A 25899-nucleotide genomic window follows, 5' to 3' on the forward strand; every position below is an offset into this window, starting at 1 on the left:
GCGACACGCGATTGACACACCCGCAACACCCCGGTCACACACGCCCGGCGCACACCCGCGGGCGGCACGCGCGGGCGTGCCGCGCCGCCGGGCGACGGCGCCCGGCGCACACCCGCGGACCACCGCGCGGAAACATGCGCTGCCGGAAATACGGACGCAACGCCCCGGATGACCGGCCGCGCCAGACTGGATGTGGCCCGTCCGCACATCCGGCACCGGTTCCGCGGCCCGCACATCCCCCGATTTCCCGCGGTTTTCCCCGGTTCCGCCGGGGCGCTCGGGCCCCCGCCGGGACACCCGGAGGGGTTTCCGGGACGACATGGCGGAAACCGGACCGGTGTGGTCCCGCCAAGTCCGGAAAGTCTCTCCAAGGCAGACGCGTCAGCGGGCGCAGCGATGCGCCACCCCCACCCGAGTGAACGCGCAGGGGAGCGGCCATGCTCGAAACCAGCCATTCACATGCAAAGAAGATACAAAGGACGAAATCCCGACAAGCCGGGGTGAGTCCCCCTGACGACGTAACCGGCCCGCCTTCGACACCACCAGGTGATTCCCAGATGATCGGTCGCATCCCCGTCCTCGACGTCCAGCCGCGCGTGGACTGCGGACGCCGCCCCGCCAAGGCGGTGCCGGGCGAGACGTTCCAGGTCAGCGCGACCGTCTTCCGCGAGGGCGCGGAGGCGGTGGGCGCGAACGTGGTGCTGCGCGACCCCAAGGGCCGGGTGGGCCCGTGGACACCGATGCGGGAACTGGCCCCCGGCACCGACCGCTGGGGCGCGGACGTGACGCCCGACGCGGTGGGGCGCTGGACGTTCGCGGTCGAGGCGTGGAGCGACCCCGTGGCGAGCTGGCGCCAGGTGGCCGGAATCAAGGTCGGCGCCGGGGTGGACGTGGAACTGACCCTGCGCGAGGGCGCCGAACTGCACCGGCGCGCCGCCGCGGGCGTGCCCCGGAGCGCGGGCAAGGAGGCGGTGCTCGCCGCCGCGCGCGCCCTGCTCGACCCGGCGCTCGGCCCGGAGGAACGTCTCGCCACCGCGCTGGCGCCGGACGTCGTGACGGCCCTCGACGGGAGCCCCCTGCGGGAACTGGTCACCTCGTCGCGGCCCATGCCGCTGACCGTGGAGCGCGAACGGGCGCTGTACGGCTCGTGGTACGAGATGTTCCCGCGCTCGGAGGGCGCGCGGGTGCGCCGGGGCAGGCCGCCGGTCTCCGGGACGCTGCGCACGGCGGCGGAACGCCTGCCCGCCGTGGCGGCCATGGGGTTCGACGTGGTGTACCTCCCGCCGGTGCACCCGATCGGCACCTCGTTCCGCAAGGGCCCCGGCGGGGCGCTGACGGCGCGGACGGACGACGTGGGCAGCCCGTGGGCGATCGGCTCGGCCGACGGCGGGCACGACGCGGTCCACCCGGACCTCGGCACGCTCGACGACTTCGACCACTTCGTCGCCACGGCGGCGTCGCTCGGCATGGAGGTGGCGCTGGACTTCGCGCTCCAGTGCAGCCCGGACCACCCGTGGGTGAAGGAGCACCCGGAGTGGTTCAGGCGGCGGGCGGACGGCACGATCGCGTTCGCCGAGAACCCGCCGAAGAAGTACCAGGACATCTACCCGATCTCGTTCGAGCGCGACTTCCCCGGCCTGGTGACGGAGACGCTGCGGCTGCTGCGGCACTGGATGGCGCACGGCGTGCGGATCTTCCGCGTGGACAACCCGCACACGAAGCCGGTGGTGTTCTGGGAGAAGGTCATCGGGGAGATCAACAGGACCGATCCGGACGTCGTCTTCCTCGCCGAGGCGTTCACGCGGCCCGCGATGATGCACACGCTGGCGCAGATCGGCTTCCAGCAGTCGTACACGTACTTCACCTGGCGCAACGGCCGGCACGAGCTGACCGAGTACCTCACCGAGCTGAGCGGCGCGGCGGCGGCCTACATGCGGCCGAACTTCTTCGTCAACACGCCCGACATCCTGCACGCCTACCTCCAGCACGGGGGGCGCGCGGCCTTCGAGACGCGCGCCGTGCTGGCCGCGACGCTCTCGCCCACCTGGGGCATGTACGCCGGCTACGAGTTGTGCGAGAACACGGCGGCGGCGCCCGGCAGCGAGGAGTACGCCGGCTCGGAGAAGTTCGAGCTGCGCCCCCGCGACTGGGCGCGCGCGGACGCCGAGGGCCGCAGCATCACGCCCCTCGTGACGCTGCTGAACGCGCTGCGGCGGCGCCACCCGGCGCTGCGCCAGCTGCGCGACCTGCGCTTCCACGGCTCCAACAACGACCACATCCTGGCGTACTCCAAGCGCACGCGGACACCGGAGGCCGACTGCGTGCTGACAGTGGTCAACCTCGATCCGCACCACACCCACGAAGCGACGATCTCGTTGGATATGGCGCAACTCCAAGGGTGCGGTCTCACGCCAGCGCAGGAAGGCGGCGCCGAACCCTTCCCGGTGCGCGACGAGCTCACCGGAGCGACCTATCACTGGGGCAGGGACAACTATGTGCGGCTTGAGCCGGGCCGTGCGGATGCGTACGCCTCGTCCGCCCACATCCTCACCCTGCGACCGTCCTCACAGACCGGAGGGTCACCCACACCATGAGCGTCAATGAGCCGGTCCTCGACACGTTCGAGGACACGCCAGCCCGCGACCGGGACCCGGAGTGGTTCAAGCGAGCGGTCTTCTACGAGGTCCTTGTCCGGTCCTTCCAGGACAGCAACGGTGACGGAATCGGTGACCTGAAGGGGCTCACCGCCAGGCTCGACTACCTCCAGTGGCTCGGCGTGGACTGCCTCTGGCTCCCGCCCTTCTTCGCGTCCCCGCTGCGGGACGGCGGGTACGACGTCTCGGACTACACCGACGTGCTCCCGCAGTTCGGCGACCTGGCCGACTTCGTGGAGTTCGTGGACGCGGCGCACCAGCGCGGCATGCGGGTCATCATCGACTTCGTCATGAACCACACCAGCGACCAGCACCGGTGGTTCCAGGAGTCACGCAAGGACCCGGAAGGCCCGTACGGGGACTACTACGTGTGGGCCGACGACGACAAGGGGTACGCGGACGCGCGGATCATCTTCGTCGACACCGAGTCGTCCAACTGGACGTTCGACCCGGTCCGCAAGCAGTACTTCTTCCACCGCTTCTTCTCGCACCAGCCGGACCTCAACTACGAGAACCCGGCCGTGCGCGAGGAGATCATGTCGGCGCTGCGGTTCTGGCTGGACCTCGGCATCGACGGCTTCCGCCTCGACGCGGTGCCGTACCTCTTCGCCGAGGAGGGCACCAACTGCGAGAACCTCCCGCAGACGCACGCGTTCCTGAAGTCGGTGCGCGCCGAGATCGACGCGCACTACCCGGACACGGTGATCCTCGCCGAGGCGAACCAGTGGCCCGAGGACGTCGTCGACTACTTCGGCGACTACGACAAGGGCGGGGACGAGTGCCACATGGCGTTCCACTTCCCCGTCATGCCGCGCATCTTCATGGCCGTGCGCCGCGAGTCGCGCTACCCGGTCTCGGAGATCCTGGCCAAGACCCCGCAGATCCCGGCCCACGCCCAGTGGGGCATCTTCCTGCGCAACCACGACGAGCTGACCCTGGAGATGGTCACCGACGAGGAGCGCGACTACATGTACGCGGAGTACGCGAAGGACCCGCGGATGCGCGCCAACATCGGCATCCGCAGGCGCCTCGCGCCGCTCCTCGACAACGACAGGAACCAGATCGAGCTGTTCACCGCGCTGCTGCTGTCGCTGCCGGGCTCGCCGATCCTGTACTACGGCGACGAGATCGGCATGGGCGACAACATCTGGCTCGGCGACCGCGACGCGGTGCGCACGCCGATGCAGTGGACCCCCGACCGGAACGCGGGCTTCTCCTCCTGCGACCCCGGCCGGCTGTTCCTGCCGACGATCATGGACCCGGTGTACGGGTACCAGGTGACCAACGTCGAGGCCGCCATGAGCAGCCCGGCGTCGCTGCTGCACTGGACGCGGCGGATGGTGGAGATCCGCAAGCAGAACCACGCCTTCGGCCTCGGCACGTACAGCGAGCTGCCGTCGTCGAACCCGTCCGTCCTCGCGTTCCTGCGCGAGTACGGCGACGACCTGGTGATGTGCGTGAACAACTTCTCGCGCTTCTCGCAGCCGACCGAGCTGGACCTGCGCGCGTGGACGGGGCGCGTGCCCGTGGAGCTGATCGGCGGCGTGCGGTTCCCGCCGATCGGGGAGCTGCCGTACCTGCTCACGCTGGCGGGGCACGGCTTCTACTGGTTCCGGCTCCGTAAAGGGACCGAGCAGTAGGACGTAACAGGAACGGGAGAGGCTTACCCCCGGTGGTCCGGGGGTAAGCGTTTCCCTGTCCCCCAGTTCTACCCAAAGCACTCCATATGTGTTACGGGCCTCACCCGCTCGGTCGGTCCTTCACGACACGTCCCGCACCACGGGGCTTCGATCGCCGCAATCCGGGACACTTCGCCACATATTTTCGTGCCCGGGGAAAGGACGCCATGTCGGACAGCTCCTCACCCCGGACGGTTCCGGCGCGCCTCCCGCTCGCCACCGCGCCGCAGGCCAGCGATCTGCTGCGGTCCCTCACGGGACTGCTCGCACGCTGGATGCCACGGCAGCGGTGGTTCGCGGGCAAGGGCCGTCCGCTGAACTCACTGACCCTCGTCTCCGCCACCGAGCTGCTTCCCTGCACCGGCGGCGGCCCCATCCCCGGGCTGCTGCACCTGCTGGTGCGCACCCGGCTCGGCGGCCAGGAGGGCGCCTCCTCCGGCGGCGACTGCTACCAGCTGCTGCTGGGCGTACGCCCCACCCTGCCGCCCACCCTCGGCCCCGCCCTCGTCGGCCGCCCCACCGAGGGCCCGTTGCGCGGGAAGGCCGTCTACGAGGCGCTGCACGACGCGCGGCTCGCCGCCCTCCTGCTGGAGCGGCTGCGGGCCCCTGGACGGCTCGGCGGCCTCACGTTCGGCCGCGCGCCCGGCTCGGCCATCCCCTCGGGCCTGGCCGCACGCGTCCTGACCGGCGAGCAGTCCAACACGTCGGTCGTGTACGGCGAGACGCACATCCTCAAGCTCTTCCGCCGCGTCAGCCCCGGCGTCAACCCGGACCTCGAACTGCCGCTCGCCCTCGCCGAGGCGGGCTCGGACCGCGTGCCCGCGCCGTCCGCCTGGTTCGAGGCGACGCCACCGCCCCCGCCGCAGCAGGCCCGTGAGAAGGGCGGCGGCGCGGCCGACGAGCCGATGACCCTCGGCGTGCTCGCCCCGTTCCTCGCCGGCTCGTCCGACGGCTGGCAGCTCGCCCTGCGCTCCCTGGCGGAACGCACCGACTTCACCGGCTCGGCCCGCTCCCTCGGCCGCGCCACCGCCGAGGTGCACACGGCGCTCGCCGCCGTCCTGCCCACCGTGCGCCTCGGCCGCGAGCAGCTCGAACGGATCGCCGCCGCCATGGGCAGGCGGCTCGACGAGGCGGCCGAGGCCGTGCCCGCGCTGCGCCCGTACCGCGCCGGGCTGCACCGGTCGTTCGACACCGTCGGCGAGTTCGCGCGGCGCGGCGGCACCTGCGTCGCGCAGCGGCTCCACGGCGACCTGCACCTCGGGCAGGTGCTGCACACCCCGGAGAGCGGCACGTGGCACCTGATCGACTTCGAGGGCGAGCCCGCCAGGCCGCTCGCCGACCGCCGCAGGCCGGGACCGCCGGTCCGCGACATCGCCGGAATGCTCCGCTCGTTCGACTACGCGGCCTGCCAGCACCCGGCGGGCGGCCCCTGGGTGGACAGCTGGTCGCGCGCCAACCGCGCCGCCTACTGCCAGGGCTACGCCGAGGCGGGCGGCCAGGACCCGATGGGCCAGCTCGACCTGCTGCGCGCCTACGAGACGGACAAGGCGATCTACGAGGTCCTGTACGAGGCCAGGCACCGCCCCGCCTGGCTGCACGTCCCGATGGCGGCCGTCCGCCGCCTCGCCGCAGCGCCCGGCTGAGCACCGGACGCCGGGCGCCCGCCCCCACCGCGTGCCCGCGCCGGACGGCGTGGCCGCTCCCCCGCCAGACCCGACCCCCCAGGAGCCGCGCTGTGCCTTCCGTGCCTTCCGTGCCCGCCGCGCCCACCGCGCTGTCCGCCGACGACCGGACCCGTCTCCTCTCCGGCGCCCACCACGATCCGCACGCGCTGCTCGGGGCGCACCCCGAGCCCGGCGGTGCCCTGCGGGTGCGCGCGCTGCGCCCCGGCGCGCGCGGGGTGAGCGTCCTGGGCACGCCGCTGCGTTCCGAGGGCGACGGCCTGTTCTCCGGGGTCGTGCCACTGGAGGCCGGGGCGCGCGGCGTCCCGGCGTACGAACTTGAAGTCACGTACGGGGACGGTGACGTGCGCCGCCAGCAGGACCCGTACCGCTTCCTGCCCGCGCTCGGGGGCTTCGACCTGCACCTGATCGGCGAGGGGCGGCACGAGCGGCTGTGGGACGCGCTCGGCGCCAGGGTGATGACGCACCAGGGCGTGCGCGGGACGCGGTTCACCGTGTGGGCGCCGAACGCGCGGGGGGTCCGCGTCGCCGGGGACTTCAACGGGTGGGACGGCGGGGCGCACCCGATGCGGTCGCTGGGCTCGTCCGGGGTGTGGGAGCTGTTCGTGCCGGGCGTGAGCGCGGGGACGCTGTACAAGTTCGACATCTGCCGCCCCGACGGCGGGCACACCCTGCGCGCCGACCCCATGGCGCGGCGCACGGAGCGCCCGCCCGCCACCGCGTCCGTCGTCGAGGAGAGCACGTACACCTGGGGCGACGCGGCGTGGATGAACGCGCGGGCGGGGCGGCACTGGCACGCGGAGGCGATGTCGGTCTACGAGCTGCACCTCGCGTCGTGGCGGCCAGGCGCGACCTACCGGACCCTGGCCGAGGAGCTGCCCGCATACGTCTCCGACCTCGGCTTCACGCACGTCGAGCTGATGCCCCCGGCGGAGCACCCGTTCGGCGGCTCCTGGGGCTACCAGGTGACGGGCTACTACGCGCCGACCGCCCGGCTGGGCACGCCCGACGACTTCCGCCACCTCGTGGACTCCCTGCACCGGGCCGGGATCGCGGTGCTGATCGACTGGGTGCCGGGGCACTTCCCGAAGGACGAGTGGGCGCTCGCGCGGTTCGACGGCACGCCCTGCTACGAGCACCCGGACCCGCGCCGCGCCGAGCACCCCGACTGGGGGACGCTGGAGTTCGACCTCGGGCGCCGCGAGGTGCGGAACTTCCTGGTGGCCAACGCGGTCTACTGGTGCGAGGAGTTCCACGTGGACGGGCTGCGCGTGGACGCCGTGGCCTCGATGCTGTACCTCGACTACTCGCGCGAGGACGGCGAGTGGCTGCCCAACGAGCACGGCGGGCGGGAGAACCTGGACGCGGTCGCGTTCCTCCAGGAGATGAACGCGACGGTCTACCGGCGCGCGCCGGGCGTCGTCACCGTCGCCGAGGAGTCCACCGCCTGGGACGGCGTCACCCGGCCCACGGACCAGGGCGGCCTCGGCTTCGGCTTCAAGTGGAACATGGGCTGGATGCACGACTCGCTGGTCTACATGTCCAAGGACCCGGTGCACCGGGCCTGGCACCACGGCGACATCACGTTCTCGATGGTCTACGCGTACTCCGAGAACTACGTGCTGCCCATCTCGCACGACGAGGTGGTGCACGGGAAGGGCGCGCTGGTCGCGAAGATGCCGGGCGACTGGTGGCGGCAGCGGGCGGACCTGCGGGCGTACCTCGGCTTCATGTGGTCGCACCCGGGGAAGCAACTGCTGTTCATGGGCCAGGAGTTCGCGCAGGGCGCGGAGTGGTCGGAGGCGGAGGGGCCGCAGTGGTGGGTGCTGGACGACAGCTGGCCGGCCGCCGGTGACCACCGCGGCGTGCAGCGGCTCGTACGGTCGCTGAACACCGTCTACCGCGCGACGCCCGCGCTGTGGGAGCTGGACACCGACCCGGCGGGCTTCCGCTGGCTGCTCGCCGACGCGGCGGGCGACAACGTCCTCGCCTTCACGCGGCACGCGGCGGACGGCACCCCGCTGCTCGTCGCCTGCAACTTCTCCCCCGTCGTGCGGCACGACTACCGGCTCACGCCGCCAGGGCAGGCGCCCGGCTGGACCGAGGTGCTCAACACGGACGACCTCGCGTACGGCGGCAGCGGCGTCACCAACCCCGGGCCGCTGAAGGCCGACGCGGCGGGCGCGCTGTCGCTGACGCTGCCGCCGCTGGCGACGGTCTGGCTGCGGCCCGCCTGACGCGGCACCCGGCCCGGCGGCGGGTGCGCCGGGCCGGTGGCGTGCGTCAGACCAGCGCCTCGCGGTAGTACGGGTCCACGACGGTGCCCGTACGGGTCGCCTCGTCCCACGTGTAGACCTCGCGGCCGTCCACGAAGACGTTCAGCGCGCGGCTCATCACGTCCAGCGGGTCGCCCGACCAGATGACGACATCGCCGTCCAGTCCCGGCTTGAGCGAGCCGACCCGGTCGTCCAGGCCGAGGATCTCGGCGGGGTTGGCGGTGATGGTGCGCAGCGCCACGTCGCGGTCCAGGCCCTCCTTGACCGCCAGGGTCACCTGGTGGACGAGGAAGTTGATCGGCACGACGGGGTGGTCGGTGGTGATGGCGACCTTGACCCCGGCGCGGGCGAGGATGCCCGGGTTGGCGAGGGTGCGCTCGCGCAGCTCGACCTTGCTGCGGGTGGTGAACAGCGGGCCGCTGATCACCGGCACGTCGCGGCGGGCGATCTCGTCGGCCAGCAGGTGGCCCTCGGTCGCGTGGTTGATGACCACGCGGTAGCCGAACTCGTCGGCCAGGCGCAGCGCCGTGGAGATGTCGTCCGCGCGGTGCGTGTGCTGGCACCAGGGCAGCTCGCCGTCCAGGACCTTGACCAGGACCTCCAGGGTGGGGTCGTGCTCGAACGGCTTGCCCTCACTCGCGGCGTACTCGCGCTTGGCGCGGTAGTCCCGCGCCTTGCCGAACGCGTCCCTGATGACGGCGGTGACGCCCTGGCGCGTGGACGGCAGCTGCTTCTTGTCGCCGTAGACGCGCTTCGGGTTCTCGCCCAGCGCGCTCTTCACGCTGACGGGCTGGCGGATCAGCATCTCGTCCACGCTGCGGCCCCAGCACTTGAGGGCGACGGTCTGGCCGCCGATGGGGTTGCCGGAGCCGGGCTTGATGACGGCGCTGGTCACGCCGCCCGCGAGGGCGTCCTTGAAGCCGGTGTCGGCCGGGTTGATGGCGTCCAGGGCGCGCATGCGGGCGCCGACCGGGTCCGTCATCTCGTTGGTGTCGTTGCCGGCCCAGCCCTCGCCCTCCTCGTGGATGCCGATATGGCCGTGCGCCTCCACGAAACCGGGGACCACCCAGCGGCCGGCCGCGTCGACCGTCCGCACGCCCTCGGGGACGTCCACCTCGGCGTCGGGACCCACGGCGGCGATCTTGCCGTCGATGATGAGCACGGTGCCGCCGTCGATGGGGTCGCCGGTGACGGGGACGACATGACCTGATCTGATCGCAATATCCATGGCCACTGAACCTATCCCACGGTGCCCTTTGCAGGGGATGGGTAACGGTCCGGCCCCCGCCGTCCACCGCCGCCTCCGGCCGCGCCCTGCCCGACGGCCGCCGCCCGACGGCCTTTTCCGGCCATGGGCGGGCCCGGGGAACGTGACGGCTGGGACGCGTGTGACGGTTATCACCTCCCCGCGCCCGGTGCCGCCCCCGGCCTAGACTGCGGCGGTGATCGGCTACGACGACATCGAGGCCGCCACCCGGCGCGTCACGGGCGGCACGCGCCCCGTGGCACTGGCGCACGCCGGTGAGCGGCTCTGGTTCGCGCTGGAGTTCCTCCAGCACACCGGCACGTTCAAGGCGCGCGGCGCGCTCAACTTCACGGCGGCGCACCGGGAGTCGGGCACCATCCCGGCGGCGGGCTTGACCATCGCGTCCGGCGGCAACGCGGGCCTCGCCTGCGCGTGGGCGGCCGGGCGGCAGGGCGTTCCCGCGACGGTGTTCGTCCCCGAGACCGCGCCCGGGGTGAAGGTCGCGCGCCTGCGGCGCCTGGGGGCGGACGTGCGCCGGGTGGGGCGCGAGTACGCGGAGGCCGCGGAGGCGTGCGCGGCGTTCACGGCGGCGAACGGCGCGCTGGGGTCGCACGCGTACGACGATCCGCTGATCGCCGCCGGGGCCGGCACGCTGCTGCCGGAGATCCTCGCGGCCCGCCCCTCGATCGGCACGGTGGTCGTCGCGGTGGGCGGCGGCGGGCTGTTCGCCGGGGTCGCCGCGGCGGCGGAGCGGCACGGCGTGCGCGTCGTCGCCGTCGAACCGGAGGGCAGCCGGGCCCTGAACGCGGCGCTGGAGGCGGGGGCGCCGGTGGACGTGCCCGTACGGTCGGTCGCGGCAGACTCGCTGGGCGCGCGCCGCGTCTCGGCCGAGGCGCTGCACTGGGCGCGCCGCCCGCACACGACATCGGTGCTCGTGCGGGACCAGGACATCACCGCCGCCAGGCGGCTGTTGTGGGACGAACACCGGATCGCGGTCGAGCACGGCGCCGCGGCGGCGTACGCGGGGGCGTTGTCCTCGCCTTCCCCGGCCGAGACGTGCGTGGTCCTGTGCGGCGCGAACACGGACCCGTCCGACCTGGCGTGACGGGCGGCGGTCAGTCGCCGTCGCGCGAGAGCTGGAGGGCGTAGACCCCGAGCGCCTCCTTCTCCGGCGGGTAGATCTCCCGCAGCGCGGACAGCACCGCCTCGCGATCCGCGCCGGGACCGCCCACGGCGGCGGGGTCCTCGGCGTCGAGCAGCTCGGCGAACGAGGCGTACGCGGCGACGCGCACGACGCGCGTGCGCCGCGTGGCGTGGTCGGCGGTCAGGTACAGCAGGTCGCCCGGCGCGATGCGGCGGATCTTCGGATGGCCCACGCGGACCTCGACCGTCTTCAACCCCCGCCCCACGAGGTCGAACCAGACCTTGCGGATGCTGAGGAGGTGCTCACGCGCGGCGGGAGCGGGAGGAGTGGCCATCGCAGGAGACTGCCCTTCGGGCTCGGCGGGAGAGGCGGGGCCACCCGGCGCGGAAGCAGCCCCTCCTCCACTTCTGCCCGCCACCTTCCGCACGGACACAAGGACCCGAAGCACCACAACCCCCCGCACGCCCCACCGCACACCCCCCGGCGCACACGCCACCGCTCACCCGCGGCGCCGACCGTGCCGCGCTGCCGCGCCATTCGGCCTTCCTGGACTCACACCCCATGGACTAGGATCACCGAAGGTGATCATTCCGACACAGGGGGGGTGTTGGCTGTGGCCCGTGCGTCCGACTGGAGTCCGGTGGGGATGGACTCGGACCCGACACCGGGTGATCCGGAGGAAGTCCGCGCGCTGGCGGACGAGTTACAGGCGTTCTCCGACGATGTCGCCGAGGCGCTGGGCAAGGTCCGGAGTCTCGCCTCCGACCGCGCGGTGCAGGACTGGGCGGGGCTTTCCGCCGACGCGTTCCGCAACGAGTTCGACGGCGTGCCGGGCAACCTGGAGAAGCTGCGGGACTCCTACGACTTATGCGCGCAGGCACTCCATACGTACTGGCCCACGTTGCAGACCGCGCAGGGCCAGGCGGACCGCGCCCTGGACCGGGCCATCGCGGCGCAGGCCGACCTCACCGCCGCGCAAGGCTCGTTGGGCAGCGCGCAGAACTGGGTCGGACGGGCCGGGGACGAGGCTGAGCGCCTCCAGCGCGAAGGGGAACGGGCGGGCGCGCCGCCGCCGGACGAGGCGCAGGTGCGCGCCGCCACCCGCGACCGCCAGGCGGCGAACAAGGCCCGCGACGCCGCACAGGCCCGCGTCGACACCGCACAGGACTCCCTCGACGCCGCCCGTGAACTCGCGCGCCAGGCCAGGGAAACACGCGAGGAAGCCGCACGACAGGCAGCCCGCGACATCGACGAGGCGTCCGACGCCGGTATCCACAACCGCAAGTGGTGGCAGGACGCCGTCCACTGGGTCACCGAGAACTGGGACTCGATAGTCGAGGTATGCAAGATCGTCGTCGCCGTCCTCGGCGTCGTCGTGATGATCATCGGCGGGCCCCTCGCGTGGGTTGTCCTCGCCGCCGCACTCGTCGTCCTGACCGATACCCTCATCAGATACGCACGCGGCGAAGCGGGCCTCCTCGACGTCGCGTTCGCGGCTTTGGACTGCATTCCGGGCATGAAGGGCCTCACCACGCTCGGCGGCCTCGCCCGCGGCCTCCGCGGCGGCCTCACCGCCGCAAGGGGCGGCCTCCGGGGCATGGCCGCCGCGCTACGTCGCGTCGGAAGCAGGTCCAGGCCGCCGACCGGGCCCATCCACGCCGGCTCGATGAGCCCGGCCGAAGCCGAGCGATTCATCGACGCCAATTACCCGTGGCTGCGGGACGTGAACAACACCGGACATCCCGGCTATACCGATAACTGTTCCAATTGCGTTGTCACGGTCGATCGCAGGCTCGACGGTATCGAGGTGGGCGCAGCCCCTCTCCCTGGAGGCCAATGGCCCAACCAGCGCGCACTGGGCGCAGAAGGCATCAGCTATCAGCTCGTGAACAACTACGACGAAATCACGGAAGACTTAATCCGCAGAGGAGTGGGCTCCAGGAGCATCGTGTACATTGGCAGATCGGATAGCGCCCACGTCTTCAACGCGATCAACACCCCTCATGGAGTCGTCTACTTGGATGGCCAATCGGGCCAGTTGGCGCAATTGGAAGAAGGGGTGACCATAGCCCACCTGCCATACCGATAGCACGGAATCGATGAAGGAGAAAGCATGCCGCTTGAGGAAGCACTGGAGATTGCGCAAGCATTTCTACAAAAGGTCTACAAGTACAACGACTACACCTTCGTAATGTTGCCGGAGCTTTCTCAGGAGTACCGGAAATTCTGGACAGTGCGATTTGACACCCAGGAACACATCGACACCGGCGACATGACCAAGGCCCCGATGGTACGCCTGCTCGTGGTGCCCAAAGACGGCTCGTCGCCGCTGTGGCCACCATCGGCCCGGCCCACGAGTGACTTCATCGCCAAACTGGACGCCGAACCGTGAGCGACACCGGTACGAGAATGCTCGACGACGCGGTGCGGGCCGCGACCGACTTCCTGGAAAGCGTCTTCGCGGACGAGGGCTACACCTTGGTCATGCTTCCCGAGCTGTCCGAAGAACACCGGACGGCCTGGACCGTGGTGTTCGACACCCAGGAGCACATCGGCACGGGTGACATGACCAAGGCACCTTTTACGCGCGTACTCGCCGTCCCCAAAGACGGCTCGCAGCCGCGCTTTCCGCCCACCATGGGATCTTTTACCGAGTTCCTGGAAAGCTTGGAGGCCGAGCAGTGAGTGATCTCCGGCAGCGCGCCGAGCAGTGGTTGGAGCAGACCTACCGTGGCCGGGTCACGGTGGTCGGCTCGAAGCCACTCCGCAAGACGGCGGGGACCTGGCTCTTCGCCTGTGCCCCGGCCGGGCAGGGTGGGGAGGCCATGCTCAACGCCTCGCTCGCCGTGCCCAAGAACGGTTCCGCCCCGTTCCACCCCGCGACCGACGATCCGCAGGCCGACCTCGCGGCCTTCGACGCCGCGCCCGGTCCCCGCGATCCCCTCGCCCAGGCCCGGCGCACCAACGCCCGTGGTTGCGTCCTGGCCATGCACGCGGCGCTCGGTGGCGCCAAGGCGACGCCGCTGCCGTGGCGGCCGGAGCACGAGAACCCGGGGTGGTGGGGACGGCTGGTACGCCAGTTCGCGCCGCACGCCGAGGTGGCGTCCTGTGCGAGCTGGGCCGAACTGACCACCGTGGTCGAGTCGTACGGCCCCGACGCGCGCGGACTCGTATGGATACGCCGCGAGTCGCGCGGCACCGAGTCCACCGGCCATCTCCTCTACGCCCACCACAACAACGGCCAGGTGGCGCTCATCGACCCCACGGTGGGCCGGCTGGGCCGGCTGGAACAGGAAGGTGTCCGCGCGCTCACCCTCGCGGTGGCGCCCGGCGTCGGCCGTACGCCCATGCCCGCCGGTCCGACGTGGCAGGCGCACGCCGCGAGTTTCGACGCCGCCGTCGCCAAGGCCGAGGCGTGGCTGCGGGAGGCCTACGGCGACGAGGTGGCGCTGCTCGCGCCGCACCCCTCGGACGAGGGACCGCGTGGCTGGCTCTTCGCCTGCAACACGGTGAGTTCCGCCAGGTCGGGCGACTGGGCGGACGGCATGCTGGACGCCGCCCTGGTCGTCCCGAAGGACTCGGCACAGCCCTTCGCCCTGCCCAACTCCGCGCCCTGGCCCTGGCTCCGCCAGTGGCAGGCGGGCGGATCACCGACCCCCGCGCCTCCGCGACCGGGGCCCGCCGCCTGGCTCGCGCCGACGATGCGCCGGCTCGGCGACATCGTCTCGTCCACGTACCACACGGACTGGCAGTCGCTGACCGCGGAACTCGCGGGCTTCCCCGAAGGCTCCAGGGCGCTGGTGTGGCTGCGCAGGAGCGACTTCCGCGGCCGTGAGTCCGTGGGCCTGCTGCTCAACGCGACGTGCACGGCCGACGGCATCGCCCTCATCGACAGCACGACGGGAGAGTCGGCCCGTCTGGAGACAGAGGGCGTACGGGCACTGCACCTGATCAGATACCGCTGACCGACGCCGGACGCCTCGACACGGGGTAACGCCCAGGCGGAATACGGGTTTCCGGTGAACGGGAAGGCGTCGAGTCGTAGACTTCGGCGACGTGTGGCGACGGTGTCCGGCCGACTGGGTTGAAGAGTAGGTAGAGCGAAAGTCCTTGAAGCTGGCTGAAGAAATTCAGGGCCACACGGCCCGGGTGATTCCTGGCTATGACCCCGCCCCGGAAATAGCGGTCACGCTCGCCGAGTACAACGAGCACCAGAACCAGAAGGGGCGGCAGAAGTCCAAGGCTGCCGCCAAGGCCTCGTAGGAACGCGCGGACGCTCTCGACAACCGGCTAGCCCTATTGGAGAACTCAGCCAAGATCGAGGCGAGAAGGGAAATCGTCCCAACCGGTCGCACGTATGCCGACGAATGGCACGCTGCCGACACGGCGGGCAAGCGCGCAATGCTCGTTGACGCCGGAGCACGGCTCACGGTGAAGCGGGGCACTCGGGGCGGTTGGCGGAAGCTGGACGAATCCCGCGTGCAAGCCGCGCAAGACCTTCTCGCGCTCGGTGTGGAAGAAGTCGGCGGAGACCGAACGCGGACATTCGGCAGGGGAAGCAGGGGTGCCGCGCCGACGATCGCAGATCTCTGCGGACGCGGACAGAGGACGACTGGCTGACCATCGCCCGATACGTTCGGCACGCGGCGAACAAGGTCGGCCCTCAGCTTCCGCTCTGCCTGCCCGGTGAACCGGAAGAGTGTGGGCGAAGCGCTCAACAGCATGTACTCGCGCGGTCTGCGGCGCTCAAGGCTGCCGCGCACCACATCATCGAGCAGTCAGCCCCGAGCAAGGCGCGTGCGGCGCATGTCGCCGGACCCCTGTACCAACGGCGTCTCGGTGAGCTTCGGGCTCAACGCCCCGTGAGTGCACCTCGCTGACCAGCCAACGCCAGTCACGGCCCCGTTCATGCGCTCCCCCTGGTGGCGCGTGGGCGGGGCTTCCGCATGTCCTGAGCTGCCCATATCCTCAGAACCGGTAGTCAGGAGTGTTGGGGTCCGACAGGACCGCCCAGCCCGTGCCGTCCGGGTTGCGGTGGTCGGCGGTGAGGGGCGCGCCGAGGGCCAGGAGACGTTCGACCTCGGCCTCGCGGGTCGTGTCCGGGCGCAGGCACAGGTGCAGGCGGTTCTTGGCGGTCCTCGGCTCAGGCACCTGGTTGAAGTGGCGGACCGGCCCCTCCGCGAGCAGCACCTGCGTCTCCGGGTCGCCCGGCCGGTCGTCCGGGTTGACAGGGCAGCCGGTGACCCGGCTCCGGAATCGCGCGAGACCGTAGGCGTCCGCGCAGTCGATCGCGATGTTCTGCACCACTGAGACCATGCGCCCGAGCCCGCCCCGGACGCCACGCGCCGCGCCACCCCGTTTCCGCACCGCCCGCGTGCGCCCCGAGCGGCCGGTGCGACACTGGCCCGGTGCAGGTCGGCATTCTCGGGCCACTCGAAGTGGCCTCCTCCCAGGGACGACCGGTCGCCGTCACCGGCGGGCGGCTGCGTACGCTGCTCACCCGGCTGGCGCTCGACGCCGGGCGGACGGTGCGCGGCGAGACGCTCGTGGACGCGCTGTGGGGCGGCGGGGAGGTCCCCGGCGACCAGGCGAACGCGCTCCAGTCCCTCGTCTCACGCCTGCGCCGCGCCCTGCCGGACCCCGGGCTGATCGTCTCCGCGCCCGGCGGCTACCGGCTGGCCGTGCCGCGGGACGCCGTGGACGCCGTCCGCTTCGAGCGGCTGGCCGACGAGGGCCGCCGCGCGCTGGCCGCGGGCGACACCGCCGAGGCCGTCACCGCGCTGCGCGCCGCGCTGGCCCTGTGGCGCGGGCCTGCGCTCGCCGACGCGGCCGACGCGCCGTTCGCCGCCGCGCCCGCGACCCGCCTGGAGGAACTGCGGCTCGCCGCCCGCGAGGACCTGTACGACGCCGAGGTGACGGCGGGCCGCGCCGCCGCCGTCGTCGCCGGTCTTGAGGAGCTGGCCGCCGCCCACCCCCTGCGGGAGCGCCCCCGCGCCCTGCTGATCCGCGCCCGCTACGCGACCGGCGGCCAGGCCGAGGCGCTGGGCGCGTACGAGGAGTACCGGGCGCTGCTCGCCGACGAGCTGGGCGTCGACCCCTCCCCCGAGCTGCGCGGCCTGCACCTGTCCGTCCTGCGCGCCGACAGCGGCCTGGCCCCCGCCGCGCCCCCGCCCCAGGCGCCCGTACCGGGCAACCTCCGCTCGGCCCTGACCAGCTTCATCGGCCGCGAGGAGGAGCTGGGCCTCATCGCGAAGCGGCTGGACGAGTCCCGGCTCGTCACGCTCGTCGGCCCCGGCGGCGCCGGGAAGACGCGGCTGGCCGCCACGACGGCGGCCGGGCTGTCCGAGGGCTTCCCCGGCGGCGCGTGGCTGGTCGAGCTGGCGCCGGTGACCGACTCCGACGACGTGCCGCAGGCCGTGCTGGACGCGCTGGGCCGCCGCGTCACCGGCGTACTGGAACGGCCGCGGCCGCCCGGCTCCGCCGCTCCCCCGCGCGACGCGCTGGGGATGCTGACGGAAGTGCTCGCCGCCGCGCCGACCCTCCTCGTGCTCGACAACTGCGAGCACCTGGTGGACGCCGCCGCCCGCCTCGCCGACCACCTCCTCGGCCACTGCCCCGGGCTGCGCGTCCTCGCGACCAGCCGCGAACCGCTCGGCATCACCGGCGAGTCGCTGTCCCCCGTGCCGCCGCTCTCGACGCCGGGACCCGGCGCGACACCGGACGAGGCGCTGGCCAGCGCCGCCGTACAGCTGTTCGCCGACCGGGCCGCCGCCGTCCGGCCGGGGTTCACGGTGCACGAGGAGAACGTCGCCGCCGTCACCGAGATCTGCCGCCGCCTCGACGGCCTCCCCCTCGGCATCGAGCTGGCCGCCGCACGGCTGCGCGCCATGGAGCCGGCCCACCTCGCCACCCGCCTCGACGACCGCTTCCGGCTCCTCACCGGCGGCAGCCGCACCGCCCTGCCGCGCCACCGCACGCTGCACGCGGTCGTCGCGTGGAGCTGGGAGCTGCTGACGGACGCCGAACGCGACCTGGCCGCCGCGCTCGCCGTCTTCCCCGGCGGCATCACGCCCGAGACGGCCGAGGGCGTGTGCGGCGTCCCGGCGGACGACGTGCTCGACCTGCTGCTGTCCCTCGCCGACAAGTCGCTGCTCCAGCCCGCCGAGGCCGACGAGCCGTCGGACGGGCCGCGCTTCCGGATGCTGGAGACGCTGCGCGAGTACGGCGTCGAGCGGCTGACGGCGGACGGGCGGCTGCGCACCGTGCGGGACGCGCACGCCGCGTACTTCCTGCGGCTCGCCGAGACCGCCGAGCCGCACCTGCGCAGCGGTGGGCAACTGCCCTGGATCAAGCTGCTGATGGCCGAACGGGACAACCTGCTCGCCGCCCTGCACCACTCCACCGGCACGGGCGACGCCGAAACCGCCGTCCGGCTGTGCGCCGCGCTCGCGCTCTACTGGACGATGCGCGGCACGCACGGGGAGGCCGCGAACTGGATGAGCGCCGCCCTCGACATCCCCGGCGACCCGCCGCTGGAACCGCTGGCGGTCGTGCTGGGCGTCGGCGTGATCAACATCGCCTCGACCGGCGACCCGCGCGACGCGCACCGCTACGTCGTCCGGCTGCGCCGCGCGCTCGACGCGCTGGGCGAGCGCGCCGACCGGCACCCGGTGATCGCCGTGTTCAAACCGGGCCTGGCCTTCTTCGAAGCGTGGAACAGCGAACGGCGGCGCCCCCCGGACGTCCCGCTCGACCACCCCGAGCCGTGGACGCGCGCGATGCTGCGGCTGATGCGCGCCGCGATCCGGGAGAACGAGGGCGAGCCGGGGGGCATGCGGGAGGACCTGGAGGTGGCGGTGGCCGCGTTCCGCGAGGTCGGCGACCGCTGGGGACTGTCGATGGCGCTCACGTCCCTCGGCGAGCTGAACCGTTACTCCGGCGACGACGACACGGCCGCCGCCTGCCTGGAGGACGCGATGCGGCTGATGGACGAGCTGCACACCGAGTCCGACGCCGAGCACCTGCGCGTACGGCTCGCCGTGCTGCACGGCGAGCGCGACGACGTGGCGCGCGCCGAGGAGGAGCTGGAGCGGTACCGCCGGGAGGCGGAGCAGCGCGGCGAGGTCTTCGTCGTCGTGCTGGCGCGCCAGGCGCTCGGCGACATCCACCGGCGTGCGGGGCGCCTCACGCGCGCGCGGGAGGAGTACGAGGCCGCCGGGGCGCTGCTGGAACAGCGCTCCTTCGTGCAGCCGCAGCTCAGCGCGGCGGTGCGCTGCGGGAAGGCGGCGGTCCTGCTGGAACTGGACGGGGCCGTCGACGAGGCGGCCCGCCAGGTGGCGCAGGCGCTGCGGGACGGGGAGTCCGTCTGGGACATGCCGGTCATCGGCATGGTGGGCACCGCGCTCGCCGGGGTGACCGAGGCGCGGGGCGACCTGACCGCCGCCGCCGAACTGCTCGGCGCGTCCGAGGCGGTGCGCGGCCTCCCGTACGCCTCGAACCCGGACATCGCCCGGTTCACCGCGCGGCTGCGCGGGGAGCTGGGCGACGCCGGGTTCGAGGCGGCGTACGCGGTGGGGGCCGCCCTGTCGCGCACCGAGGCGCTGACACGGCTACGCCTTGCGGCGGTAGGCCCGGACGGCAAGTGGGAAGAACACGGCGAACAGGCCGGCTGACCACAGCAGCGTCGTCGTGACGGGTCCGGCGACCGGGCCGCCGTTCAGCAGGCCGCGGGCGGCCTCCATGACGTCCGTCACCGGGTTGGCCTTGACCCACCACTGGAGCCAGCCGGGCAGGCTCTCGGTGGGGGTGATCATGTTCGTGCCGAAGGTCAGCGGGAACATCGCGAGGAACATGATGCCCTGCACCGCGCCCGCCTCACGGGCCACGACGCCGAGCAGCACCGAGGCCCAGATCAGCGAGAACGCGAACAGCATCACCAGCAGGCAGGCCGCCAGCGCGGACAGCGGGTCGGTCCCTATGCGGTAGCCGAGCGCCGTGCCGAAGCCGAGCAGGACGGCGATGCAGACGACGAAGCGGACCATGTCGCCGAGCACCGAGCCGAGCAGGGGCGCCGAGCGGGCGATGGGGAGGCTGCGGAAGCGGTCGAAGACGCCCTTCTTGATGTCGGTGTTGAGGTTCACGCCGGTGCTCACGGTCGCGAAGATCACGGTCTGCACCATGATCGCCGGGAGCAGGAAGCGCAGGTACTCCGAGGTGGAGCCGGAGACGGCGCCGCCCAGCAGGTAGACGAACATCACGACGAAGATGACCGGCTGGAGTGTCACGTCGATCAGCTGCTCGGGGGTGCGCAGCGTCTTGATCAGGCTGCGCCGCGCCAGGGTGAGGCTGTGGGTGACGCCGCGCGCGAGCGACGGCTTACGGGGGACGGCGGGGCGGGTGAGGGTGGTGGCGGTCATGCGAGGGCCCCCTTCTTGCTGTCGGTGTCGCTGTCGGTGTCGCTGTCGGTGGGGGCGGGGGTGGCGGTGCCTGTGCCGCCCGTCAGGCTGTGGAAGACCTCGTCGAGGCTGGGCAGCCGCAGCGACAGCTCCATGACCTCGATGCCCCGCTCGGCCAGCCGCGCCACCAGCGGCGGCAGCGCCGCGTCCCCTGTCACGGGAACGCTCAGCACGCCGCGCGCCGGGGAGTCGGGGCGGCCGCCGGTGACGCGTTCGAGCAGGTCGCCGACCTCGCCGAGGCGCGCCAGGTCGAGCGGTCTGACCTGGAGCGTCTGGCCGCCGACGACGGCCTTCAGCTCGTGCGGCGTGCCCTGGGCGATGACCGAGCCGTGGTCGATGACGGCGATCTCGTCGGCCAGCGCGTCGGCCTCCTCCAGGTACTGCGTGGTCAGCAGCACGGTCACCCCGGCGGCGACCTGGTCGCGCACCAGCCCCCACACGTCGTCGCGCTTGGCCGGGTCGAGGCCGGTCGTGGGCTCGTCCAGGTAGACGACCTCGGGGTGGGCGATGAGGCTCGCCGCGAGGTCGAGGCGGCGGCGCATGCCGCCCGAGTACGTGCCGGCCCGGCGTCCGCCGGCGGCGGTCAGGTCGAACTGCTCCAGCAGCTCGGCGGCGCGCGTCCTCGCGTCCTGGCGGGACAGGTCGAGGAGGCGGCCGAGCATGACGAGGTTCTCGACGCCCGTCAGGTCCTCGTCCACCGAGGCGTACTGCCCGGTCAGCCCGATGCGGCGGCGCACCTCCTCGGCGTCGCGCACCACGTCGTACCCCGCCACCTCGGCCTGCCCGCCGTCCGGGCGCAGCAGGGTCGCGAGGATGCGGACGGCGGTGGTCTTGCCCGCCCCGTTGGGTCCGAGGACCCCCAGTACGGTGCCTGGCCTGGCGGCGAGGTCCACCCCGGCCAGTGCCGTGGTGTCCCCGAAGCGCTTGACGAGGCCCGTGGTCCGGAAGGCGTAGGTCATCCCGGGCTCCCCTCTCCTTGTCGCTGGCGTGTGCCTGTGTGCGGTGTGTCCAGGTCACTGTCGCGAAGGGGCCTGTCAGCGTCCGCACAGGGCGCTGACAGCGGCGGGCCCGCCGTGCCAGGGGCTGTCAGCCGATGGCAGAGCGGGCCTGTGCCGGGGGTGTCGGCGGGGGGTCAGAAGACGGCTTCGGTCTCGTCCATGCGGTTCTGCGGGACGGTCTTCAGCTCCATGGTGGCGCTGGCCAGCGGGGTCATGACGATCTCGGTGCCGCGCAGCGCCGTCATCATGCCGAACTCGCCGCGGTGCGCCGCCTCCACCGCGTGCCAGCCGAACCGGGTGGCGAGGACGCGGTCGTACGCGGTCGGGGTGCCGCCGCGCTGGATGTGGCCGAGGATGACGGGCCTGGCCTCCTTGCCGAGCCGGTGCTCCAGCTCGGCGGCGAGCCGGTTGCCGATGCCCGCGAACCGCTCGTGCCCGTACGGGTCGATCTCGCCGCGCTCGTACGGCATGGAGCCCTCGGCGGGGCGGGCGCCCTCGGCGACGCAGATCACCGCGAACTTCTTCCCGCGCGCGAAGCGGTCCTCGACCATCTTGCACAGGTCGTCCACCTGGAACGGGCGCTCGGGCACGCAGATGCCGTGCGCGCCGCCCGCCATGCCGGCCTCCAGCGCGATCCAGCCCGCGTGCCGCCCCATGACCTCGACGACCATGACGCGCTGGTGCGACTCGGCGGTGGTCTTCAGCCGGTCGATGGCCTCGGTGGCGACGCCCACGGCGGTGTCGAAGCCGAACGTGCGGTCGGTGGCGGAGATGTCGTTGTCGATCGTCTTGGGCACGCCGACGACGGGGATGCCCGCGTCGGCCAGCATCCTGGCGGCGGTGAGGGTGCCCTCGCCGCCGATCGGGATCAGGGCGTCCAGGCTGAGCTTGTGCCGGAACGCCTCGGCGTTGGCGCAGGCGTCGCGCAGCCGGTTGCGCTCCAGGCGGCTGGACCCGAGGATCGTGCCGCCGCGCGCGAGGATGCCGCTGACCTCGTTGATGTCCAGTTCGCGGTAGCGGCCTTCGAGCAGGCCCCTGAAGCCGTCCTCGAAACCGATCACCTGGTCGCCGCGGTCGACCACCGCGCGGTGGACGACCGACCGGATCACGGCATTGAGACCGGGGCAGTCACCGCCTGCGGTGAGAACTCCGATTCGCATGGTGGTGCTCTCCTGCTCGCTAGGGACTGGTGCTCGTCGGGAACTGGGATGCCGCGCCTTCGGGGCCGCGGGAATTCTTTCACGGCCGCGGGTGCGCCCGGACGGGGCTTCGCCGATCCGGTCCCACCGCGCGCGTGCCGCCCCCGCGCGGGTACGGTCGGGAAAGACTGCCCGCGGCGCCTCAAGGCGAGCTTGCCACGAGCGGGCCGGGAAGCGAACAGGGAGGGGACCGTGACGCGCAGCGTGTACGTGGCCGGCATCGGCCGGGGCGACGGCCGCCAGGTGATCGAGCTCGGGGTCATGGAGCTGCTCACCCGGCAGGTGGACCGCGTCGGCGTCTTCAGGCCGCTGGCGCACGAGGGCCCCGACCTGGTCTTCGAGCTGCTGCGCGGCCGCTACCGGCTGGCGCAGCCGCCGTCGTCGGCGCGCGGGCTGGCGTACGCGGAGGCCGCCGCGCTGCACGCCGAACACGGCACGGACGAACTGGTCGGCCGCCTCGTGGAGCGCTTCCACGAGGTCGCGCGGGACTTCGAGGTGGTGCTCGTCCTCGGCACCGACTACGCGGACACGCAGCTTCCGGCCGAACTGGCGCTGAACGCGCGGCTGGCGAACGAGCTGGGCGCCCCCGTCCTGCCGGTGATCGCCGGGCCGGGGCAGACCGGCGAGTCGGTCGCCGCCGAGGTGCGGAACGCGCACCACGCCTTCACGTCGCTCGGCTGCGACGTCGTCGCGATGATCGCGAACCGCGTGGCGGCGGAGGAGGCGGCCGCGGCGGAGCGCGAGCTGGACGGCCACCTGCCGGTGCCGGTGTGGGTGCTGCCGGAGGAGCCCGCGCTGGCCGCGCCGACGGTGGCGCAGGTGGCGGACGCGCTGGGCGCCCGGGTGCTGCTGGGCGACGCGACGGGGCTGGCCCGCGACGTGCGGGGCTTCGTCTTCGGCGGCGCGATGCTGCCGACGTTCCTCGGCGCCCTGACGGAGGGCTGCCTGGTGCTGACGCCGGGCGACCGCGAGGACCTGGTGCTGGGCGCGCTCGCCGCGCACTCGGCGGGCTCGCCGCCGGTGGCCGGGGTGCTGCTGACGCTGGACGAGCGGCCCTCGGAGCGGACGATGGCGCTCGCCGGCCGGCTGGCGCCGGGGACGCCCGTGCTGATGGTGCCGGACGGCTCGTTCGACACCGCGGCGGCGCTGTCGGGTCTAGAGGGGAGGCTGACGGCGGGGACGCCGCGCAAGGCGGAGATCGCCCTCGGCCTCTTCGAGACGCGGGTGGACACCGCGGCGCTGACCGAGCGTCTTTCGGTGGCGCGCGGGGACCGGGTGACGCCGATGATGTTCGAGCACGAGCTGATCGAACGGGCGCGCGCCGACCGCCGCCATGTCGTGCTGCCGGAAGGCGAGGAGGAACGCGTCCTGCGCGCCGCCGAGGTCCTGCTGCGGCGGGGCGTGTGCGACCTGACCCTCCTCGGCGACGAGGCGGCGGTCCGCAAGCGGGCGGCCGACCTCGGGCTCGACCTGCGGCTGCTCGGCCCGGACGAACTGCCCGAGGCCGCCTCGCCCGTGCCCTCGGCGCGCGTCGTGGACCCGCGCGTCTCCCCGCTGCGGGAACGATTCGCCGAGACCTACGCGCGCCTGCGCGCCCACCGCGGTGTCACGCACGAACTGGCCTGGGACGTCGTCGCGGACGTCTCCTACTTCGGCACGCTGATGGTCCACGAGGGCCTGGCCGACGGCATGGTGTCGGGCGCGGCGCACTCGACGGCCGCGACGATCAGGCCCGCGTTCGAGATCATCAGGACGAAGCCGGACGCGTCGATCGTCTCGTCCGTCTTCTTCATGTGCCTGGCCGACCAGGTGCTGGTCTACGGCGACTGCGCGGTCAACCCCGACCCGGACGCGGCGCAGCTCGCCGACATCGCCGTGCAGTCGGCGGCGACGGCCGCGCAGTTCGGGGTGACGCCGCGGATAGCCATGCTGTCGTACTCGACCGGCACGTCCGGGTCGGGCGCGGACGTCGACAAGGTGCGCGAGGCGACGGAGCGGGTCCGCCGGTCGCGGCCCGACCTGTCGGTCGAGGGGCCCATCCAGTACGACGCGGCGGTGGAGCCGACGGTGGCGGCGGCGAAGCTGCCGGACTCGGCGGTCGCGGGGCAGGCGACCGTGCTGGTCTTCCCCGACCTCAACACGGGCAACAACACGTACAAGGCCGTCCAGCGCTCGGCGGGCGCCGTCGCGGTCGGCCCCGTCCTCCAGGGCCTGCGCAAGCCGGTCAACGACCTGTCGCGCGGGGCACTGGTGCAGGACATCGTGAACACGGTGGCGATCACCGCCGTGCAGGCGCAGAACGAACGGGGCGGCGCGTCCGGCGCCGCCGCAGGCGAGGAGTCCCCCGCATGACCGAGGCGACACGCGTGCTGGTGCTCAACTCAGGATCGTCGTCGGTGAAGTACCAGCTGATCGACATGGCCGGCCGCCGGCGCCTGGCCACCGGCATCGTGGAGCGGATCGGCGAGCGGTCGGCACGGCTGGTGCACACCCCGGCGGACGGTGGGCGGCGCGAGCGCGGCGGCCCGTTCGCCGACCACCGCGCCGCCCTGCGCGCGGCGGCGGAGGAGCTGGCGGCGGACGGCACGGGCTTCGACTCGCCGGAGCTGGCGGCCGTGGGCCACCGCGTCGTGCACGGCGGGGACGTCTTCAGCGGCCCCGTGGTCGTGGATGACCGGGTGATCGCGGACATCGAGGCTCTGGTGCCGCTCGCGCCGCTGCACAACCCGGGCAACCTCGAAGGCATCAGGACGGCGGCGGCGCTCAGTCCCGGCGTGCCGCAGGTGGCGGTCTTCGACACCGCGTTCCACACGACGATGCCGGAGTACGCGGCGCGGTACGCGATCGACGTGCGCACCGCCGACGCGCACGGCATCCGGCGGTACGGCGCGCACGGCACGTCGCACGCGTACGTCTCGCGCCGTACGGCCGCGCTGCTCGGCCGCGCGCCGGAGGACGTCAACGTGATCGTCCTGCACCTGGGCAACGGCTGCTCCGCCGCCGCCGTGCGGGGCGGCCGGTGCGTGGACACGTCGATGGGCATGACGCCGCTGGAGGGGCTGGTGATGGGCACCAGGTCGGGCGACATCGACCCGGCGGTCGTCCCGTACCTGGCGCGGACGGCGGGCATGTCGCCCGACGAGGTGGACGAGCTGCTGAACAGGCGCTCGGGGCTGCTCGGCCTGTGCGGGGACAACGACATGCGCGAGGTGACGCGGCGGGTGGACGAGGGGGACGGGGCGGCGCGGCTGGCGCTGGACGTCTACACGCACCGGTTGCGCAAGTACATCGGCGGGTACATGGCGGTGCTGGGGCGGGTGGACGCCGTGGTGTTCACGGCCGGGGTCGGCGAGAACTCGGCACCGGTGCGCGCGGCGACGATCGCCGGTCTCGAACCCCTGGGCCTGGCGGTGGACCCCGACCGCAACGCGTCGGCGGAACGCGGCCCCCGGTTCATCTCCCCGCAGTACGCTTCGGTCGCGGTCGCCGTGGTGCCCACGGACGAGGAACTGGAGATCGCGGGCCAGGCATACGATCTGGTCAGCACCTGAATTATTCCACCACGG

General features: G+C 72.8%; 19 protein-coding genes. 13 read left to right on the plus strand and 6 right to left on the minus strand.

Annotated elements, in window-relative coordinates; all coding sequences use genetic code 11:
- Positions 1-557 precede the first annotated feature (557 nt).
- The 4 genes from ACL02R_RS18960 (at position 558) to glgB (ending at position 8252) form a co-directional block, all read left to right on the plus strand.
- A complete protein-coding gene (locus ACL02R_RS18960) occupies positions 558-2594 on the plus strand; it encodes an alpha-1,4-glucan--maltose-1-phosphate maltosyltransferase (RefSeq protein ID WP_412798128.1) in 2037 nt (678 codons plus the stop codon).
- The gene (treS, locus tag ACL02R_RS18965; protein WP_412798129.1) at positions 2591-4294 is read left to right on the plus strand and encodes a maltose alpha-D-glucosyltransferase; all 1704 of its coding nucleotides are present in this window, start codon (positions 2591-2593) and stop codon (positions 4292-4294) included. The genes ACL02R_RS18960 and treS overlap by 4 nt, the downstream gene beginning before the upstream one ends.
- A 206-nt stretch (positions 4295-4500) precedes the next feature.
- The gene (locus ACL02R_RS18970; protein WP_412798130.1) at positions 4501-5976 is read left to right on the plus strand and encodes a maltokinase N-terminal cap-like domain-containing protein; all 1476 of its coding nucleotides are present in this window, start codon (positions 4501-4503) and stop codon (positions 5974-5976) included.
- Between the two features lie 92 nt (positions 5977-6068).
- Positions 6069-8252: a 1,4-alpha-glucan branching protein GlgB gene (gene glgB, locus ACL02R_RS18975; protein ID WP_412798131.1), complete on the plus strand. Its 2184-nt coding sequence runs from the start codon at positions 6069-6071 to the stop codon at positions 8250-8252.
- Positions 8253-8298: 46 nt separating this feature from the next.
- On the opposite strand, the gene ACL02R_RS18980 is transcribed toward glgB, so the two are convergent.
- Positions 8299-9519, minus strand: a complete 1221-nt coding sequence (locus ACL02R_RS18980; protein WP_412798132.1) for an amidohydrolase — start codon at positions 9517-9519, stop codon at positions 8299-8301.
- A 214-nt stretch (positions 9520-9733) separates the two neighbouring features.
- On the opposite strand from ACL02R_RS18980, the gene ACL02R_RS18985 reads away from it, so the two are divergent.
- Positions 9734-10642 (plus strand): serine/threonine dehydratase, encoded by a 909-nt coding sequence (locus ACL02R_RS18985; RefSeq protein WP_412798133.1) that lies wholly within the window; start codon positions 9734-9736, stop codon positions 10640-10642.
- A 10-nt stretch (positions 10643-10652) separates the two neighbouring features.
- Here the strand turns inward: ACL02R_RS18985 and ACL02R_RS18990 are convergent, their stop codons facing one another.
- Entirely contained in the window at positions 10653-11015 is a 363-nt protein-coding gene (locus ACL02R_RS18990) for an ASCH domain-containing protein (RefSeq protein ID WP_412798134.1), read from the minus strand.
- Between the two features lie 312 nt (positions 11016-11327).
- Between ACL02R_RS18990 and ACL02R_RS18995 the strand changes: the two genes are divergently transcribed.
- The 5 genes from ACL02R_RS18995 (at position 11328) to ACL02R_RS19015 (ending at position 14944) form a co-directional block, all read left to right on the plus strand.
- On the plus strand, positions 11328-12770 hold the full coding sequence (locus ACL02R_RS18995) for a toxin glutamine deamidase domain-containing protein (RefSeq protein WP_412798135.1): 1443 nt from the start codon (positions 11328-11330) through the stop codon (positions 12768-12770).
- Between the two features lie 24 nt (positions 12771-12794).
- Complete coding sequence (locus ACL02R_RS19000) at positions 12795-13073, plus strand: YrhB domain-containing protein (protein ID WP_412798136.1); 279 nt, start codon at positions 12795-12797, stop codon at positions 13071-13073.
- Positions 13070-13366: a YrhB domain-containing protein gene (locus ACL02R_RS19005; protein ID WP_412798137.1), complete on the plus strand. Its 297-nt coding sequence runs from the start codon at positions 13070-13072 to the stop codon at positions 13364-13366. The genes ACL02R_RS19000 and ACL02R_RS19005 overlap by 4 nt, the downstream gene beginning before the upstream one ends.
- Positions 13363-14646 (plus strand): YrhB domain-containing protein, encoded by a 1284-nt coding sequence (locus tag ACL02R_RS19010; protein WP_412798138.1) that lies wholly within the window; start codon positions 13363-13365, stop codon positions 14644-14646. Before ACL02R_RS19005 ends, ACL02R_RS19010 begins: the two co-directional genes overlap by 4 nt.
- 145 nt (positions 14647-14791) lie before the next feature.
- Positions 14792-14944 carry a hypothetical protein gene (locus ACL02R_RS19015; protein ID WP_412798139.1) on the plus strand — a complete coding sequence of 51 codons (153 nt, stop codon included), beginning with the start codon at positions 14792-14794 and terminating at the stop codon, positions 14942-14944.
- A 705-nt stretch (positions 14945-15649) separates the two neighbouring features.
- Here ACL02R_RS19015 and ACL02R_RS19020 read toward each other — a convergent pair.
- Entirely contained in the window at positions 15650-15997 is a 348-nt protein-coding gene (locus ACL02R_RS19020; protein ID WP_412798140.1) for a VOC family protein, read from the minus strand.
- A gap of 92 nt (positions 15998-16089) precedes the next feature.
- On the opposite strand from ACL02R_RS19020, the gene ACL02R_RS19025 reads away from it, so the two are divergent.
- A complete protein-coding gene (locus ACL02R_RS19025) occupies positions 16090-19353 on the plus strand; it encodes a BTAD domain-containing putative transcriptional regulator (RefSeq protein ID WP_412798141.1) in 3264 nt (1087 codons plus the stop codon).
- Here the strand turns inward: ACL02R_RS19025 and ACL02R_RS19030 are convergent.
- From ACL02R_RS19030 to ACL02R_RS19040, 3 genes are all read right to left on the minus strand, one after another.
- Positions 19291-20097 (minus strand): ABC transporter permease, encoded by an 807-nt coding sequence (locus tag ACL02R_RS19030; RefSeq protein ID WP_412798142.1) that lies wholly within the window; start codon positions 20095-20097, stop codon positions 19291-19293. The two genes, ACL02R_RS19025 and ACL02R_RS19030, sit on opposite strands and share 63 nt — an antisense overlap.
- A complete protein-coding gene (locus ACL02R_RS19035) occupies positions 20094-21095 on the minus strand; it encodes an ATP-binding cassette domain-containing protein (protein WP_412798143.1) in 1002 nt (333 codons plus the stop codon). Before ACL02R_RS19035 ends, ACL02R_RS19030 begins: the two co-directional genes overlap by 4 nt.
- Positions 21096-21268: 173 nt before the next feature.
- Positions 21269-22294: an ATP-dependent 6-phosphofructokinase gene (locus ACL02R_RS19040; RefSeq protein ID WP_412798144.1), complete on the minus strand. Its 1026-nt coding sequence runs from the start codon at positions 22292-22294 to the stop codon at positions 21269-21271.
- 231 nt (positions 22295-22525) lie between these two features.
- On the opposite strand from ACL02R_RS19040, the gene pta reads away from it, so the two are divergent.
- The gene (pta, locus tag ACL02R_RS19045; protein WP_412798145.1) at positions 22526-24685 is read left to right on the plus strand and encodes a phosphate acetyltransferase; all 2160 of its coding nucleotides are present in this window, start codon (positions 22526-22528) and stop codon (positions 24683-24685) included.
- Positions 24682-25884, plus strand: a complete 1203-nt coding sequence (locus ACL02R_RS19050) for an acetate kinase (protein ID WP_412798146.1) — start codon at positions 24682-24684, stop codon at positions 25882-25884. The genes pta and ACL02R_RS19050 overlap by 4 nt, the downstream gene beginning before the upstream one ends.
- Positions 25885-25899: the final 15 nt, after the last annotated feature.

The organism is Streptomyces sp. MS19 (assembly GCF_047200595.1).
Classification (GTDB): Bacteria; Actinomycetota; Actinomycetes; order Streptomycetales; family Streptomycetaceae; genus Streptomyces.